This is a genomic window from Pseudomonas sp. MYb13, assembly GCF_002980075.1.
GTDB lineage: Bacteria > Pseudomonadota > Gammaproteobacteria > Pseudomonadales > Pseudomonadaceae > Aquipseudomonas > Aquipseudomonas lurida.
On sequence record NZ_PCQI01000005.1, the window covers coordinates 1 to 14,965 of the forward strand.

Sequence of the window (14,965 nt, forward strand, 5' to 3'; positions counted from 1 at the left end):
ACTCCTTCTGGGCTTCGATGAACTGAAGCAACTCGCTGCCGAATTCTGCGTAACTACTTGTTTACCAAGGAGTTTTCCGTTTCGACTGCGCCGGAAGTGGGGCGAATTATAGACTTCTAGAATCTGCCGTCAACACCTTTTTTCACATTTCTGTCATATCGGTCAAAAAGGCCCTAAAAACGCAAAAGCCGGCCCCAAGGGGCCGGCTTTCTAGTCAGCCTTACAAGCTAGGGAAGGCAAACTGCGACGCTTCATGGCTGGCCCGTTGCGGCCAACGCTGGGTAATCGCCTTGCGACGGGTATAGAAACGCACCCCATCCGGCCCATACGCATGCAAGTCGCCAAACAGCGAACGCTTCCAGCCACCAAAGCTGTGATAGGCCACTGGCACCGGCAGTGGCACGTTAACACCCACCATGCCCACTTCAATCTCGTCACAGAACAGACGCGCCGCCTCACCGTCACGGGTGAAGATGCACGTACCGTTACCGTATTCGTGATCGTTGATCAGCTGCATCGCCGCTTCCAGGCTATCGACCCGTACCACGCACAGCACCGGCCCAAAGATCTCTTCTTTGTAGATACGCATTTCAGGCGTCACATGATCAAACAGACTGCCGCCCAGGAAGAAACCTTCTTCATGGCCCGCGACGCTCAGTCCGCGACCATCGACCACCAACTTGGCGCCCGAAGACACACCGTCTTCTATATAGCCACTGACCTTGTCTCGCGCCTGCCCCGTCACCAGCGGCCCCATATCCAGGCCGCAAGAAGTGCCCGCACCAATCTTCAAGGCCTTGACCTGCGGCACCAGCTTGGCGATCAACGCATCCGCCACCTGATCACCCACGCACACGGCCACCGAGATCGCCATGCAACGCTCGCCGCAAGAACCGTATGCCGCGCCCATTAATGCACTCACGGCGTTATCCAGATCCGCATCCGGCATCAGTACCGCGTGGTTCTTCGCGCCACCCAGGGCCTGCACGCGTTTGCCGCGCTTGGTCGCTTCCGAATAGATGTACTCGGCAATCGGCGTCGAGCCCACGAAGCTCAGCGCTTTCACTTCCGGTGCTTCGATCAGCGCGTCCACCGCGCCCTTGTCACCGTGCACCACACTCAGCACGCCTTTAGGCAGGCCGGCCTCCTGCAGCAGTTGTGCGATCAAGAGCGTTGAGCTCGGATCACGCTCCGATGGTTTCAGGATGAAACAGTTACCGCAGACGATCGCCAGCGGATACATCCACAGCGGCACCATCGCCGGGAAGTTGAACGGCGTAATACCGGCCACCACGCCCAGAGGCTGGAAATCCGACCACGCATCAATGTTCGGTCCTACGTTGCGGCTGTACTCGCCCTTCAGAATCTCCGGTGCAGAGCACGCATACTCGACGTTCTCGATACCGCGCTTCAGCTCACCGGCGGCATCTTCCAGCGTCTTGCCGTGCTCTTCGCTGATCAATTGCGAGATACGCGCTTCGTTCTGCTCCAACAACTGCTTGAAACGGAACATCACCTGGGCGCGCTTGGCCGGCGGGGTATTACGCCAGGCCGGGAACGCCGCCTTGGCCGAGTCGATCGCCTGTTGAATGGTTTCACGGCTGGCCAGCGGCACCTGGTGGATCACCTGGCCGGTGGACGGGTTGTACACGTCGGCGCTGCGACCGCTGTCGTTGACCAACTCTCCGTTGATCAAATGCTGGATAAGGCTCATGCAGGGCTCCTGAAAAGTTGTTCTATATAGAAGGAGAAATCAGTCGATCTTGTTCAGCACTTCGCCGACCGCATCGAACAGGCGATCCAGGTCCTGCGGCTTGCTGTTGAAGGTTGGCCCGAACTGCAGGGTGTCGCCGCCAAAGCGCACGTAGAAACCGGCTTTCCACAAGGCCATGCCAGCCTCGAACGGACGCACGATGGCATCACCGTCACGCGGGGCGATCTGGATCGCACCGGCCAGGCCGTAGTTGCGGATGTCGATCACGTTCTTGCTGCCCTTCAGACCATGCAGCGCATTCTCAAAGTGCGGGGCGACTTCAGCAACGCTCTGCACCAGGTTTTCCTTTTGCAACAGGTCCAATGCCGCCAGGCCAGCCGCGCAGGCAACCGGGTGCGCCGAGTAGGTGTAGCCGTGGGGGAATTCCACCGCGTACTCCGGCGTCGCCTGGTTCATGAAGGTTTGATAGATCTCGCTGCTGGCAATCACCGCGCCCATCGGAATCGCGCCGTTGGTGACTTGCTTGGCGATGCACATCAGGTCCGGGGTCACGCCGAAGCTGTCGGCACCGAACATCGAGCCGGTACGGCCGAACCCGGTGATGACTTCGTCGAACACCAGCAGGATGTTGTGTTGGTCGCAGATCTCACGCAGGCGCTTGAGGTAACCCTGAGGCGGCACCAGCACGCCAGCGGAGCCGGCCATTGGTTCGACAAACACCGCCGCGATGTTCGACGCATCGTGCAATTCGATCAACTTGAGCAATTCGTCTGCCAACGCGATACCGCCCTGCTCCGGCATGCCACGGGAGAAGGCATTGCTTGCCAGCAAGGTGTGCGGCAGATGGTCAACGTCCATCAGGCCCTGACCAAACAGCTTACGGTTACCGTTGACACCCCCCAGGCTGGTGCCGGCGATGTTCACGCCGTGATAACCACGGGCACGGCCGATCATCTTGGTCTTGGTGGCCTGGCCTTTGAGGCGCCAGTACGCACGCACCATTTTCACCGCGGTATCGGCACACTCGGAGCCGGAGTCAGTGAAGAACACATGGTTCAGGTTGCCTGGGGTCAGGTCGGTGATCTTTTCCGCCAGTCGGAAGGACAGTGGATGGCCGTATTGAAAGCCCGGGGAGTAGTCCAGCGTGCCCAGTTGCTTGGCAACCGCCTCCTGGATTTCCTTGCGCGTGTGCCCGGCGCCGCACGTCCATAGGCCCGACAACGAGTCATACACCTTGCGGCCCTTGTCATCGGTCAACCAGCTACCTTCGGCGGCCACGATCAGGCGTGGGTCACGCTGAAAGTTTCGGTTGGCGGTGTATGGCATCCAGTGCGCGTCCAGCTTCAATTGGCTGGCCAGGGACGATGGGGCGTTTTCGGGCATGTTCATCAGCAAAACCTCGCAAGGCAAAAGGCAGCGTCGGGATTGAAAAGCGTTGTTGCAGCTAAATTGCCACGGCGATAAAGTCGGTGAAATCCAACTCTTCTAACCTTCAGTCAGGCCTTCACTAAACTATGAGCAGCCGTCGACCCGATCCCCTGGCCCAAGTCAGCGACTTCGATATTCGCCTGCTGCGCATCTTTCGCAGCGTGGTGGAGTGCGGCGGCTTTTCGGCGGCAGAAACCGTACTGGGCATCGGGCGCTCGGCGATCAGCCAGCAAATGAGCGATCTCGAACAACGGCTCGGACTCAGACTGTGCCAGCGCGGCCGCGCCGGTTTTTCCCTGACTGAAGAGGGCCGCGAGGTCTACCAGTCGGTCCTGCAACTCCTCAGTGCGTTGGAAAGCTTTCGCACCGAGGTCAACGGCCTGCACCAGCATCTGCGCGGCGAGCTGATCATTGGCCTCACCGACAACCTCGTCACCCTGCCCCACATGCGCATCACCCACGCGCTCGCGCAATTGAAGGAGCGCGGCCCGGATGTGCAGATCCAGATCCGCATGATCGCGCCCAACGAGGTTGAACAGGGCGTACTCGACGGCCGTCTGCATGTCGGTGTGGTACCCCAGGCCAGCGCGCTGTCGGGGTTGGAATACCAGCCGCTGTACAGCGAGCGTTCATTGCTCTACTGCGCAGTGGGCCACCCGTTGTTCTACGCCGAAGACAAACAGCTGGACGATGCACGCATCGATGCCCAGGACGCGATTGCCCCCACATTCCGCCTACCCGCCGATATCCAGGCCCATTACCAGCCGCTCAACTGCACTGCCAGCGCCTCCGACCGCGAAGGCATGGCGTTCCTGATTCTCACCGGCCGCTACATCGGCTACTTGCCCGATCACTATGCCAGCCTGTGGGTACAGCAAGGCCGGCTGCGTGCGCTGAAACCGGCTACACGGTTCTACGATTTAAGCCTCGCATCGGTCACGCGCAAGGGCCGTCGCCCCCATTTGGTGCTGGAAAGTTTCCTCGAAAGCCTGGCCGCGACGCGCTAAACCGGGCCTCGCGCAAAAAGCTGAGCAACTGGACAGCTTTTTGCAAGCACACAAGGACCTAGAACCGTCCGACTCGAGTTTGCCCGCCATGCCACCAGAATCCTCCAGCCCCAGCGACCTGATCTACGGCCTCAACGACCGCCCGAAACCTGCACCGGCCTTCCTGGCTGCATTGCAACACGTGCTGGCCGCCTTCGTCGGCATCATCACCCCGCCGCTGATCATCGGTTCCACCTTGGGACTCACCGCGCACTTGCCGTACCTGATCAGCATGGCGCTGATGGTTTCCGGCGTGGGTACGTTCATCCAGGCTCGCAGGCCATTTGGCATCGGCGCCGGCATGATCTGCCTGCAAGGCACCAGCTTCGCGTTTCTCGGCGCGGTGCTGTCGGCGGGTTTTCTGGTAAAGCAACGTGGCGGTAGCCCGGAAGACATCATGGCGATGATCTTTGGCGTGTGCTTCTTCGGCGCAGCGGTACAGATCGTGCTGAGCCGGTTCATCGGTCAACTGCGCCGGGTCATCACGCCTTTGGTTACCGGAATTGTCATCACCCTGATCGGCATCAGCTTGATCAAGGTCGGCATCACTGACCTGGGAGGCGGTTTCAACGCACCTGACTTCGGTGCGCCCATCAACCTGGCGCTGGGCCTGTTCGTGGTGCTGACGATCATTTTGCTCAACCGCTCCAACACGCCCTGGGTGCGCCTCTCGGCAATCATCATCGGCCTTGCCCTCGGCAGCCTGGCCGCCTGGTTCAGCGGTAAGCTCGTGCCCCAAGCCTTGCCTGAGTTGCCGCTGGTCAGCCTGCCGATACCTTTCCGCTTCGGTTTCAACTTCGACTGGAGCGCTTTCCTGCCGATCGCGCTGATTTATCTGATCAGTAGTATCGAAACCGTCGGCGACCTCACCGCCAACTGCATGATCGCCCGCCAACCCATCAGCGGCCCTTCCTATATAAGCCGACTCAAGGGCGGCGTACTCGGCGATGGTGTGAGCTGCATGATCGCTGCCACCTTCAGCGCCTTCCCCAACACCACCTTCGCGCAGAACAATGGCGTGATCCAACTCACCGGCGTGGCCAGTCGCTACGTAGGCCTCTACATCGGCGTCGTGCTGTTTTGTCTCGGTCTGTTTCCGTTGATTGGTGCGGTGCTGCAGCAAATCCCCAAGCCGGTATTGGGCGGCGCGACCCTGGTGATGTTCGGCAGTGTGGCCGCCGCCGGCGTACGCATTCTCGCCCAGGCACCGCTGGACCGTCGCAGCATGTTGATCATCGCCACCTCGTTCGGCGTGGGCCTGGGTATCGCCGCCCAGCCGAACCTGCTGCATCTGATGCCGGCGCTGGTGCAGAACCTGTTTGACTCGGCCATCACCAGCGGCGGGCTGACGGCGATCGTGTTGTGCCTGCTGCTGCCGGAAAGCAAGGTAGCCACGGCTGCCGCAAACACAGTGCCGGAAAGCGACAGCCTGGAACCGCTTTGACGGTTTTATTGCATCAGGACTTGTCTGAGGCTTGAGGGTGGGTTATCTGTGCACACGTCGTCTCTATCGATCAGCACGGAAACCTCCATGAGCCTCGAAGTTCCTGCCCACAGCAACCAAGCCGGTAAACCCGCCAGCCGCATTCGGCAAAAGAACGAACAAGCGATTCTCCAGGCTGCTGAAGATGAGTTCGCGCGCCATGGCTTCAAAGGCACCAGCATGAACACCATTGCTGCCAGTGCCGGCCTACCGAAGGCCAACCTGCATTACTACTTCACCAACAAGCTGGGCCTGTATATCGCGGTGCTCAGCAACATCCTCGAACTGTGGGACAGCACCTTCAACGCGCTCACTGCAGAGGATGACCCGGCCGTGGCCCTCACGCGCTACATCCGTACCAAGATGGAGTTTTCACGGCGCCACCCCCAGGCTTCACGGATCTTCGCCATGGAGATCATCAGCGGCGGCGAATGCCTTACCGAATATTTCAGCCAGGACTATCGCGCCTGGTTCAGTGGCCGCGCTGCCGTGTTCCAAGCCTGGATCGACGCCGGCAAGATGGACCCGATAGACCCCGTGCACTTGATCTTCCTGCTGTGGGGCAGCACCCAGCACTACGCCGACTTTGCCACCCAGATCTGCCGCGTCACGGGTCGCACCAAGCTGACCAAGCAAGACATGGAAGACGCCGGCACCAACTTGATCCACATCATTCTCAAGGGCTGTGGCATCAAGCCCGCCTATTAAACGAAGCGACTTATGCCTTTCACGCTTACCGGCCTTTGCGAGTTTCGCGAAGAAATACGCAAAAGCCGCTTTATCACCCTCGCCGCCCCCATCACTAGCCCGCAAGACGCCCAGGCGTTTTTCGAGCAACACAGCGACCTGAACGCCACGCACAATTGCTGGGCCTGGAAACTTGCCGACCAATACCGCAGCAATGACGACGGCGAACCCGGTGGCACCGCCGGGCGGCCGATCCTCGCCGCCATCGAGGCGCAGGGGTTTGATCAGGTCGCGGTGCTGGTGATTCGCTGGTACGGCGGCATCCAGCTGGGAACCGGCGGCCTCGCCCGGGCCTATGGTGGCGGCGCGAATAAATGCCTGCAAAGTGCCGAACGCATCGAACTGATCAGCCGCGTCCCGTTGAGTTGCGCCTGTGGGTTCGCCGAGCTGAACCTGGTGAAACTTCGCGTCGCTGAACTGGGTGGGCTGGTGGTCGAAGAAACCTTCACCGCCAACGGTGTCGAGTTGCAACTCGCAGTGGGCGAAGCGCATATCGATACCCTGCAAACCCAACTCGCCGACCTCAGCCGTGGACGTATCCTGCTACAACGCTGAAACTGCTAATGTTGAACTCCCTGAACAGCGACGCTTAAAAGGAAGCCTTCATGTCTACGCCAAAAATCGCATTGATCATCGGTGCCTCGCGCGGCCTGGGCCTTGGCCTGGTCAAGCAACTGCTTCAGGACGGTTGGGACGTGACCGCCACCGTGCGTGATCCGAGCAAGGCCGATGCCCTGAAAGCAGTCGGCCCGGTACAGATCGAGAAACTCGACATGGACGATCAGCAAGCCGTGATCGCCCTGAGCCAGCGGCTCAAGGCGCGCACCTTCGACCTGCTGTTCGTCAATGCGGGCGTCAAGGGCCCCGCCAATCAGGAGCCGGGGCACGCCACCCTGGCAGAGGTCGGCCAACTGTTCTTCACCAACGCCGTTGCGCCGATCAACCTGGCCCAGCGTTTTGTCGGGCAGATCCGCAAGGACACTGGCGTACTCGCCTTCATGAGTTCGGTACTGGGTAGCGTGACCATCCCCGACGGCTCCGACCTGGCGCTGTACAAAGCCAGCAAGGCCGCACTCAACTCCATGACCAACAGTTTTATTAACCAACTGGGTGATCACACGTTGACGGTACTGTCACTGCATCCGGGCTGGGTGAAGACTGACATGGGCGGCGAAAACGCGCACATCGACGTCGACACCAGCGTGCGCGGCCTGGTTGACCAGGTCAATGCCTACACCGGCAAAGGCGGTCATCATTTCATCGACTACAAAGGCGACACCATCGCCTGGTAAGGGCAAGGCCCTGTGGGAGCGGGCTTGCCCGCGATGTTCTCAAGAGCACCTCGCTCCTGCAAATAGACCCGAGCACCGACTAGCAGTAGACTGTGCCCCTCGCCCTCACCGGCGACCCTGGATCAGCAGACAGGGCAACACTGAGCTGGCAAACCTGAACCCATCATTCAGAGGAGCCGGCCAATGCCTGCGACCCGTATCTGGTTAAAAAACCCCCTCGCGATTTTCACTGCCAACGACCTCGACGCCCGTGGCGGCCTGGTGCTGCACGACGGAGTGATCAGCGAAGTGCTGGCCCTTGGACAAGCACCCACACAGCCCTGCGCCCAAGTGTTCGATGCGCGCGAGCATGTGGTCCTACCCGGGCTGATCAATACCCACCATCATTTCTATCAGACCCTGACACGCGCTTGGGCACCGGTGGTCAACCAGCCGTTGTTTCCCTGGCTGAAAACCCTGTACCCGGTATGGGCGCGGCTGACGCCGGAAAAACTCGCGCTGGCATCGAAGGTGGCCCTCGCGGAGTTGCTGCTCTCGGGTTGTACCACAGCGGCAGACCACCACTACCTGTTCCCCGACGGCCTGGAAAACGCCATTGATGTGCAAGTCGCCAGCGTGCGCGAATTGGGCATGCGCGCCATGCTCACTCGCGGCTCCATGAGCCTGGGCGAAGCCGACGGTGGGCTGCCGCCACAACAGACCGTGCAGCAAGGCCAAGTCATTCTCGACGACAGCCAGCGCCTGATCCGCGAATACCACGAGCGTGGTGACGGCGCGCAGATCCAGATTGCCCTGGCACCCTGCTCGCCGTTTTCCGTCACCCCGCACATCATGGAGGCCAGCGCCGAACTGGCTAACCGCCTGGACGTGCGCCTGCACACGCACCTGGCGGAAACCCTCGACGAGGAAGATTTCTGCCTGCAGCGTTTCGGACTGCGCACCGTGGATTACCTCGACAGCGTCGGCTGGCTCGGCCCGCGTACCTGGCTGGCCCATGGCATTCACTTCAACCCGGACGAAATCGCGCGCCTGGGTGCCGCCGGCACCGGCATCTGCCATTGCCCAAGCTCGAACATGCGCCTGGCGTCCGGCATCTGCCCGACCCTGGACCTGCTCGCAGCGGGCGCGCCTATCGGCCTGGGTGTGGACGGTTCCGCCTCCAACGATGCGTCGAACATGATCCTTGAGACCCGCCAGGCCCTGTATATCCAGCGCCTGCGCTATGGTGCGCAAAAGATCACGCCCGAAGGCGTGCTGGGCTGGGCTACCAAAGGCTCGGCGCAGTTGCTCGGCCGCACGGACATCGGTGAATTGGCTGTGGGCAAACAGGCCGACCTGGCGCTGTTCAAGCTGGATGAACTGCGCTTCTCGGGCAGCCACGATCCGATCTCGGCGCTGCTGTTGTGCGGCGCGGACCGTGCGGATCGGGTGATGATCGGCGGCCAATGGCGGGTGATCGACGGCCAAGTGGAAGGCCTGGATCTGAAAGGCCTGATCGCCGATCACCGCCAGGCGGCGCGTGAACTGATCGCCGGGACCTAGGCCGAGTAGCGATCAAGAATGTGGGAGCGGGCAAACCCGCTCCCACATGGACTATGCGGTGCTGTTCAGGTCAGTTACAAACCCAGCAGCGACAGCATGATAAAGGTCGCGAACAACACGAAATGGGTCATGCCTTCGATGGCGTTGGTTTCGCCATCGTTAAGGTTGATCGCACTGACAATCAGCGTGATAAACACCATCACGGTCTGCACTGGCGTCATTGCCATCTGGAACGGCTGGCCGGTGTAGAGCGCCATGGCCTCCATCACCGGTACCGTCAGGATCACCGTCGACAGCGAAGCACCCAGCGCGATATTCACCACCGACTGCATGCGGTTCGCCAACGCCGCGCGCAACGCGGTGAGAATCTCCGGCGCTGCCGAAATGGCCGCGACCACAATCGCCGTGATCACCGGCGGTGCGCCTGTGCCTTCCAGGCCTAGGTCCAGAGTCTTGGACATCACCTCGGCCAGCGCGCCGATCACAATCACCCCGAACACCAGCGTACCGATGGAAAATGCCAGGTTGACCGATGGCGCCTGCTCTTCTTCGGGCTGCTTCTTGCGACGCTTTTCCGGGTAGCTGTAGCTGAAGAAGTAACTGTGTGGCCCTACCTGCATGCGCAGGAACAGGGTGTACAAGACCACCATCGCGCCAATGGTGAAGGCCGAGTAAATTTTCCAGTCAGCTTCGGGGATGAATTCCGGCACCACCATCGACACGCCCATGGCAGTGAGGATCATCACGCTGTAGGTTCGCGCCGAATCGTCGTTGTAGGACTGTTCTCCATGCTTGATGCCGCCCATCAGCGCTGCCAGGCCGAGAATCCCGTTGATGTCGAGCATCACCGCCGAGTAGATGGTATCGCGCACCAGGGTGGGAGACGGCTCATTGCTCATCATGATCGCCAGGATCACCACTTCCACCAGCACGGCGGCGAGGGTGAGGATCATGGTGCCGTAGGGGTCGCCGACTTTTTCCGCGAGTTGCTCGGCATGATGGGCCACGCGCATCGACGCCACCACGATAAAGCCGATGAGCACCACGCCCGACAGCAACGCCACCGCTTGCCCGCTATGGAGCATCCAGTGCTCCAATGGATAAGCGGCGACGGCGGCAATCAGCGCCAGCAACATGAATTTTTCTTGCTTGAGGGATGTGAGCATTCCGGGCCTTTTAATACGGCAAATCAGTCATTGATGGGGTACAGACTGCGCCAAGCCGCTAACGTTTCGTTACACCTTAGTTCACGCGGCCCTTGCGTGAATGAAAGCAAAACTCTCCTGCTGGTCAGGTTTTGCCGATTATTTCGGCGATGGCCTGTAGAATGCCGCCATTGCACCTGATGAGAATTTAGAAAATGTACGATTGGCTCAATGCCCTGCCAAAGGCTGAATTGCACCTGCACCTGGAAGGTTCGCTGGAGCCGGAGTTGTTGTTTGCCCTGGCCGAGCGCAACAAGATTGCGCTGCCGTGGAACGACGTCGAAACCCTGCGCAAGGCCTACGCCTTCAACAACCTGCAAGAGTTCCTCGACCTGTATTACAAGGGCGCTGATGTGCTGCGCACTTCCCAGGATTTCTACGACCTGACCTGGGCCTACCTGCTGCGCTGCAAAGCGCAAAACGTGATCCACACCGAACCGTTCTTCGATCCGCAAACCCACACCGACCGTGGCATACCGTTCGAGGTGGTGCTCAACGGCATCGCCGCTGCACTTAAAGATGGCGAGCAGCAGCTGGGGATCACCAGCGGTTTGATTCTCAGCTTCCTGCGCCACCTGAGCGAAGCCGAAGCAGAGAAAACCCTCGACCAGGCATTGCCGTTCAGGGACGCGTTCGTGGCCGTGGGCCTGGACAGTTCGGAAATGGGTCACCCGCCGAGCAAGTTCCAGCGCGTGTTCGACCGTGCGCGCCACGAAGGCTTCCTCACCGTGGCCCACGCCGGCGAAGAAGGCCCGCCGGAGTACATCTGGGAAGCCATCGACCTGCTGAAAATCCAGCGTATCGACCATGGCGTACGCGCCATCGAAGACGAGCGCCTGATGCAGCGCATCATCGACGAGCAGATCCCGCTGACCGTGTGCCCGCTGTCCAACACCAAGCTGTGCGTGTTTGATGACATGGCCCAGCACAACATTCTCGACATGCTCGAGCGCGGCGTTAAGGTCACAGTGAACTCCGATGACCCGGCGTACTTCGGCGGTTATGTCACCGAGAACTTCCACGCGCTGTACACCTCGCTGGGCATGACCCAGGACCAGGCCAAACGCCTGGCGCAAAACAGCCTGGATGCGCGACTGGTCAAACCGTAATACCCACGCAAGCCGGCTTGCCGGCGATGCAGCCCCCTCGGTGTTTCAGGATGACCGAGGTGATGCTATCGCCGGCAAGCCCGTTCCAGCACAGTCGACGCCCAAAGCCTTCATCCCCATCCCGCCCGGCACCGCCATCACGCACCCGCCCCCGGTCTCACCGGCATGCCCAGTCGGGTGATTTCCAGCTGCCCGGGGGCTTTGACCTGCAACGCCTGGGAATCATTGATCACACTGATCCAGTTCGACTGCAAAAACAGTTGCAACAACCCTGCCCCTAAAGCACCGCCCAAGTGAGGTTGCTCCTGGCTCCAGTCGAAGCAGTTGCACACCAACGGCGACGCCAGCGCCTGAGTGAAAATACCCAAGCCCGCCAGGCGCTGCGCGCCCTTGAGTGTGACATCGGTACGCTGTTCATAGCGCTCGATCCAACCCGCCTCGAGCAAGTGTTGATACAGCTGCGCGCCCAGCTCGCCGCCGAGGTGCCCATGGCGCAATCGGGCATGGCGCAACGACGGCGGTGCAACCAAGGGGGGCGGCAACGTATTCGGTGCATTGCGTGTGGCGCAGGCCACGGTGGTCTTGGCCATGGCATCGATCGCCGCGCTGACATCAGGCGCCGCCACACGAAACAAACGCTTGCCACGCCGGGCCTCCACGCGCAGCAACCCCCCTGCGGTCAGTCGCGCCAGGTGCGCGTTGGCGGATGTCGGCGACAACCCGGCGAGTGTCGCCAACTCCACCGGCGACTTGGCCGAGCCATCCATCAACGCCCACAGCATCGCAGTACGTTTGGGATCGGCGAGCAAGCTGGCGATTTGACTGATGCACAGTGCTGCTTCCATCTTTTCACTCCCTGTTGATTATTTTTCTGCTGAGGTTGGCGCCAAAGTATAGGGGCGCAAACTGCCGGTTCCATGGCGTCTGACAGTCCGGATAGGGACAGTAACTGAGTGAAATTTCCTGTTGTGATGGAGGCCGTTACGTCGTGCTCAATCGCTCCGGCAACTGGGCAGTCAACGTCGCACAGCGGGACACGAGCATTTCCCGCAACAAGTTGATGGGTTTGCTCAGTTGTGCACGATGGGCACACAACAAATTGAGCGGCGTACGCTCGCCACGCAACTCCGGCAGTATTAGACGCAAGCGCCCGGCCAGCACGTCGCAGCTGACATCGAGCCACGACTTGTAGGCAATCCCCACACCCGCCACTGCCCAGCGACGGACCACATCGGCATCGTCACTGAAGCGGTCACCGGTGACGGTCAGGCTGACTTCGCGCTTGCCGTCGCGGAAGGTCCAGTGGTCGTGGACCCGACTGCCGAGCATATACAGCAGGCAATTGTGCTGGGCCAGTTGCTCCAGATGCCGAGGCTCACCAAACCGTGCGAGGTAACGGGGTGACGCACACAGCACGCGGACGTTATCCGGCGCAACGGGGAGCGCGATAAGGCTGGAGTCCTCGGGCTCGCCGTAACGCAGGGCGATATCCACCGGTTGGCGGAACAGGTCGGCAATACGATCGCCCAATAACAGTCGCACCGTAAGTTGCGGGTACTCATGCTGGAACTCGTCCAGCCATGGCAGCAGTTGGTTGCGCCCGAAATCCGAAGGGGCTGACAGCTGCAGCACCCCGCTGACATGGTCTTGCCCGTTGGCCAATAAGCGTCGCCCTTCATCCAGCGAGCTCAAGGCAGCGCGGGCATATTCCAGGAAGCCTTCACCTTCGGCGGTCAAGCGCAGGCTGCGCGTGGAGCGTGCCAGCAAGCGCGTGCCCAATTGCTGCTCGATACGCTTGAGCGCCGCACTGGCCACGGCCGGTGACAGGTCCATGACCCGCGCCGCAGCAGACAGGCTGCCCAGGTCCGCCGCACGTACAAACAACTGCAAATCATCAAAACGCAGCATGCTTTCCCACTCATTATCAAAATTTCGTTGAAACAGACTGCTGTTTTAGCCGCTTTTATCTGCCCGGGAAATAGCCAATCATCTGTGCATCCCGTTCATCACGTGTCTGGAGTTGAATATGCCCACTGCCTTTAACGTCATCGCCACGCTGATCGCCAAGCCCGGCCAACAGGCCACTCTGGAAACCCTGCTACGCGGCCTGTTGGAACCCACGCGCCTGGAAGCCGGTTGCGAGCAGTACGACCTTCACCAGGACCTGCAACACCCCGAAACCTTCTACATGCTCGAACGCTGGAGCGACGACGCGGCGCTGGCCGACCACGACCAGAGCGCACATATCCAGAGCTTCCGCGCCAAGGCCGCTGATGTGCTCGAACATTTCGAGCTCAAGCGCCTGAAATTTCTCGCCTGATCACCCGCCCTTTCGGAGCCCCTATGAAAGCCATTGCCTACTACGCCTCACTGCCGATCAACGATCCAAGCGCCCTGCAAGACATCGAACTACCAGCGCCCGTCGCCGGCCCCCGCGACCTGCTGGTGGAAGTCAAAGCCATCTCGGTCAACCCGGTGGACACCAAGGTGCGCCAGAACGTCGCCCCGGAAAACGGCGCCGCCAAAGTGCTGGGCTGGGACGTGGCCGGTGTGGTCAAGGCGGTCGGCAGCGAAGTGACGCTGTTCAAGGCCGGTGACAAGGTGTTCTACGCTGGCTCCCTGGTGCGCCCGGGCGGCAACAGCGAACTGCACACCGTGGATGAGCGCATCGTCGGCCACATGCCCAAGAGCCTGGGCTTTGCCGAAGCCGCCGCGCTGCCGCTGACCGCCATTACCGCCTGGGAACTGCTGTTCGAACGCCTGCACGTGCGTGAGGGCAAGCAGGACGAAGGCCAGAGCCTTTTGATCGTTGGCGCCGCCGGTGGCGTGGGATCGATCCTGACCCAACTGGCCAGCCAGCTCACTGCCTTGAAAGTGATCGGCACGGCGTCGCGCCCGGAAACACAGGAATGGACCAAGGCCCTGGGTGCCGACCTGGTGATCGACCACAGCCAACCGCTGAGCGACGCGTTGAAAGCCGCTGGCCACCCGCAAGTGACCCACGTCGCCAGCCTGACCCAGACCGATCATCACCTGGACCAACTGGTGGAAGCGTTGCAACCACAAGGCAAGCTGGCATTGATCGACGACCCCAAGGCGCTGGATGTCAGCAAGCTCAAGCGCAAGAGCCTGTCGCTGCACTGGGAGTTCATGTACACACGCTCGATGTTCGAGACCCCGGACATGATCGAACAGCACAACCTGCTCAATCGCGTGGCTGAGCTGATCGACGCCGGCACCCTGAAAACCACTGTGGGCGAGCACTTCGGTGTGATCAATGCAGCCAACCTGCGCCGCGCCCATGCACTGCTGGAAAGCGGCAAGGCCAAGGGCAAGATCGTGCTCGAAGGGTTCTGAGAGGCGGTTTTCAGTGCCGTCCATTATTCATTTGAGTAATGG

General features: G+C 60.7%; 14 protein-coding genes. 9 read left to right on the forward strand and 5 right to left on the reverse strand.

Annotation, left to right across the window (positions count from 1 at the left end; genetic code table 11):
- Nucleotides 1–220: 220 nt before the first annotated feature.
- Nucleotides 221–1,714, reverse strand: coding sequence for a CoA-acylating methylmalonate-semialdehyde dehydrogenase (locus CQ002_RS11520; protein ID WP_034103145.1), 1,494 nt, complete (start codon nt 1,712–1,714; stop codon nt 221–223).
- A gap of 39 nt (nt 1,715–1,753) precedes the next feature.
- On the reverse strand, nt 1,754–3,103 hold the full coding sequence (locus tag CQ002_RS11525) for an aspartate aminotransferase family protein (protein WP_098465708.1): 1,350 nt from the start codon (nt 3,101–3,103) through the stop codon (nt 1,754–1,756).
- A 125-nt stretch (nt 3,104–3,228) separates the two neighbouring features.
- Here CQ002_RS11525 and CQ002_RS11530 point away from each other — a divergent pair, with 125 nt between their 5' ends.
- From CQ002_RS11530 to CQ002_RS11555, 6 genes are all read left to right on the forward strand, one after another.
- On the forward strand, nt 3,229–4,149 hold the full coding sequence (locus CQ002_RS11530; protein ID WP_034103149.1) for a LysR family transcriptional regulator: 921 nt from the start codon (nt 3,229–3,231) through the stop codon (nt 4,147–4,149).
- 88 nt (nt 4,150–4,237) lie between these two features.
- Complete coding sequence (locus tag CQ002_RS11535) at nt 4,238–5,632, forward strand: uracil-xanthine permease family protein (RefSeq protein WP_034103151.1); 1,395 nt, start codon at nt 4,238–4,240, stop codon at nt 5,630–5,632.
- Between the two features lie 87 nt (nt 5,633–5,719).
- Nucleotides 5,720–6,379, forward strand: coding sequence for a TetR/AcrR family transcriptional regulator (locus CQ002_RS11540; protein WP_034103153.1), 660 nt, complete (start codon nt 5,720–5,722; stop codon nt 6,377–6,379).
- A 12-nt stretch (nt 6,380–6,391) separates the two neighbouring features.
- A complete protein-coding gene (locus CQ002_RS11545; protein WP_034103155.1) occupies nt 6,392–6,973 on the forward strand; it encodes a YigZ family protein in 582 nt (193 codons plus the stop codon).
- A 50-nt stretch (nt 6,974–7,023) separates the two neighbouring features.
- Nucleotides 7,024–7,710 carry an SDR family oxidoreductase gene (locus CQ002_RS11550; protein ID WP_034103158.1) on the forward strand — a complete coding sequence of 229 codons (687 nt, stop codon included), beginning with the start codon at nt 7,024–7,026 and terminating at the stop codon, nt 7,708–7,710.
- Nucleotides 7,711–7,893: 183 nt separating this feature from the next.
- Nucleotides 7,894–9,252: an 8-oxoguanine deaminase gene (locus tag CQ002_RS11555; RefSeq protein ID WP_034103160.1), complete on the forward strand. Its 1,359-nt coding sequence runs from the start codon at nt 7,894–7,896 to the stop codon at nt 9,250–9,252.
- A gap of 74 nt (nt 9,253–9,326) precedes the next feature.
- Here CQ002_RS11555 and CQ002_RS11560 read toward each other — a convergent pair whose 3' ends face one another.
- Complete coding sequence (locus tag CQ002_RS11560; RefSeq protein WP_034103162.1) at nt 9,327–10,418, reverse strand: calcium:proton antiporter; 1,092 nt, start codon at nt 10,416–10,418, stop codon at nt 9,327–9,329.
- Between the two features lie 194 nt (nt 10,419–10,612).
- Between CQ002_RS11560 and CQ002_RS11565 the strand changes: the two genes are divergently transcribed.
- Nucleotides 10,613–11,566 carry an adenosine deaminase gene (locus CQ002_RS11565; RefSeq protein WP_027607950.1) on the forward strand — a complete coding sequence of 318 codons (954 nt, stop codon included), beginning with the start codon at nt 10,613–10,615 and terminating at the stop codon, nt 11,564–11,566.
- Nucleotides 11,567–11,703: 137 nt separating this feature from the next.
- Here the strand turns inward: CQ002_RS11565 and CQ002_RS11570 are convergent, their stop codons facing one another.
- On the reverse strand, nt 11,704–12,411 hold the full coding sequence (locus tag CQ002_RS11570; RefSeq protein WP_105161603.1) for a helix-turn-helix transcriptional regulator: 708 nt from the start codon (nt 12,409–12,411) through the stop codon (nt 11,704–11,706).
- A gap of 136 nt (nt 12,412–12,547) precedes the next feature.
- On the reverse strand, nt 12,548–13,474 hold the full coding sequence (locus tag CQ002_RS11575) for a LysR family transcriptional regulator (protein ID WP_105161602.1): 927 nt from the start codon (nt 13,472–13,474) through the stop codon (nt 12,548–12,550).
- A gap of 118 nt (nt 13,475–13,592) precedes the next feature.
- Here CQ002_RS11575 and CQ002_RS11580 point away from each other — a divergent pair, with 118 nt between their 5' ends.
- Both CQ002_RS11580 and CQ002_RS11585 read left to right on the forward strand, forming a co-directional pair.
- A complete protein-coding gene (locus CQ002_RS11580; protein ID WP_032887109.1) occupies nt 13,593–13,886 on the forward strand; it encodes a putative quinol monooxygenase in 294 nt (97 codons plus the stop codon).
- A 23-nt stretch (nt 13,887–13,909) separates the two neighbouring features.
- Nucleotides 13,910–14,923, forward strand: a complete 1,014-nt coding sequence (locus CQ002_RS11585; RefSeq protein ID WP_034103172.1) for a zinc-binding alcohol dehydrogenase family protein — start codon at nt 13,910–13,912, stop codon at nt 14,921–14,923.
- Nucleotides 14,924–14,965: the final 42 nt, after the last annotated feature.

Coding starts and splice junctions, on each gene's coding strand:
- CQ002_RS11520 (WP_034103145.1), bottom strand. CDS start 1,714: ATGAGCCTTATCCAGCATTTGATCAACGGAGAGTTGGTCAACGACAGC.
- CQ002_RS11525 (WP_098465708.1), bottom strand. CDS start 3,103: ATGAACATGCCCGAAAACGCCCCATCGTCCCTGGCCAGCCAATTGAAG.
- CQ002_RS11530 (WP_034103149.1), top strand. CDS start 3,229: ATGAGCAGCCGTCGACCCGATCCCCTGGCCCAAGTCAGCGACTTCGAT.
- CQ002_RS11535 (WP_034103151.1), top strand. CDS start 4,238: ATGCCACCAGAATCCTCCAGCCCCAGCGACCTGATCTACGGCCTCAAC.
- CQ002_RS11540 (WP_034103153.1), top strand. CDS start 5,720: ATGAGCCTCGAAGTTCCTGCCCACAGCAACCAAGCCGGTAAACCCGCC.
- CQ002_RS11545 (WP_034103155.1), top strand. CDS start 6,392: ATGCCTTTCACGCTTACCGGCCTTTGCGAGTTTCGCGAAGAAATACGC.
- CQ002_RS11550 (WP_034103158.1), top strand. CDS start 7,024: ATGTCTACGCCAAAAATCGCATTGATCATCGGTGCCTCGCGCGGCCTG.
- CQ002_RS11555 (WP_034103160.1), top strand. CDS start 7,894: ATGCCTGCGACCCGTATCTGGTTAAAAAACCCCCTCGCGATTTTCACT.
- CQ002_RS11560 (WP_034103162.1), bottom strand. CDS start 10,418: ATGCTCACATCCCTCAAGCAAGAAAAATTCATGTTGCTGGCGCTGATT.
- CQ002_RS11565 (WP_027607950.1), top strand. CDS start 10,613: ATGTACGATTGGCTCAATGCCCTGCCAAAGGCTGAATTGCACCTGCAC.
- CQ002_RS11570 (WP_105161603.1), bottom strand. CDS start 12,411: ATGGAAGCAGCACTGTGCATCAGTCAAATCGCCAGCTTGCTCGCCGAT.
- CQ002_RS11575 (WP_105161602.1), bottom strand. CDS start 13,474: ATGCTGCGTTTTGATGATTTGCAGTTGTTTGTACGTGCGGCGGACCTG.
- CQ002_RS11580 (WP_032887109.1), top strand. CDS start 13,593: ATGCCCACTGCCTTTAACGTCATCGCCACGCTGATCGCCAAGCCCGGC.
- CQ002_RS11585 (WP_034103172.1), top strand. CDS start 13,910: ATGAAAGCCATTGCCTACTACGCCTCACTGCCGATCAACGATCCAAGC.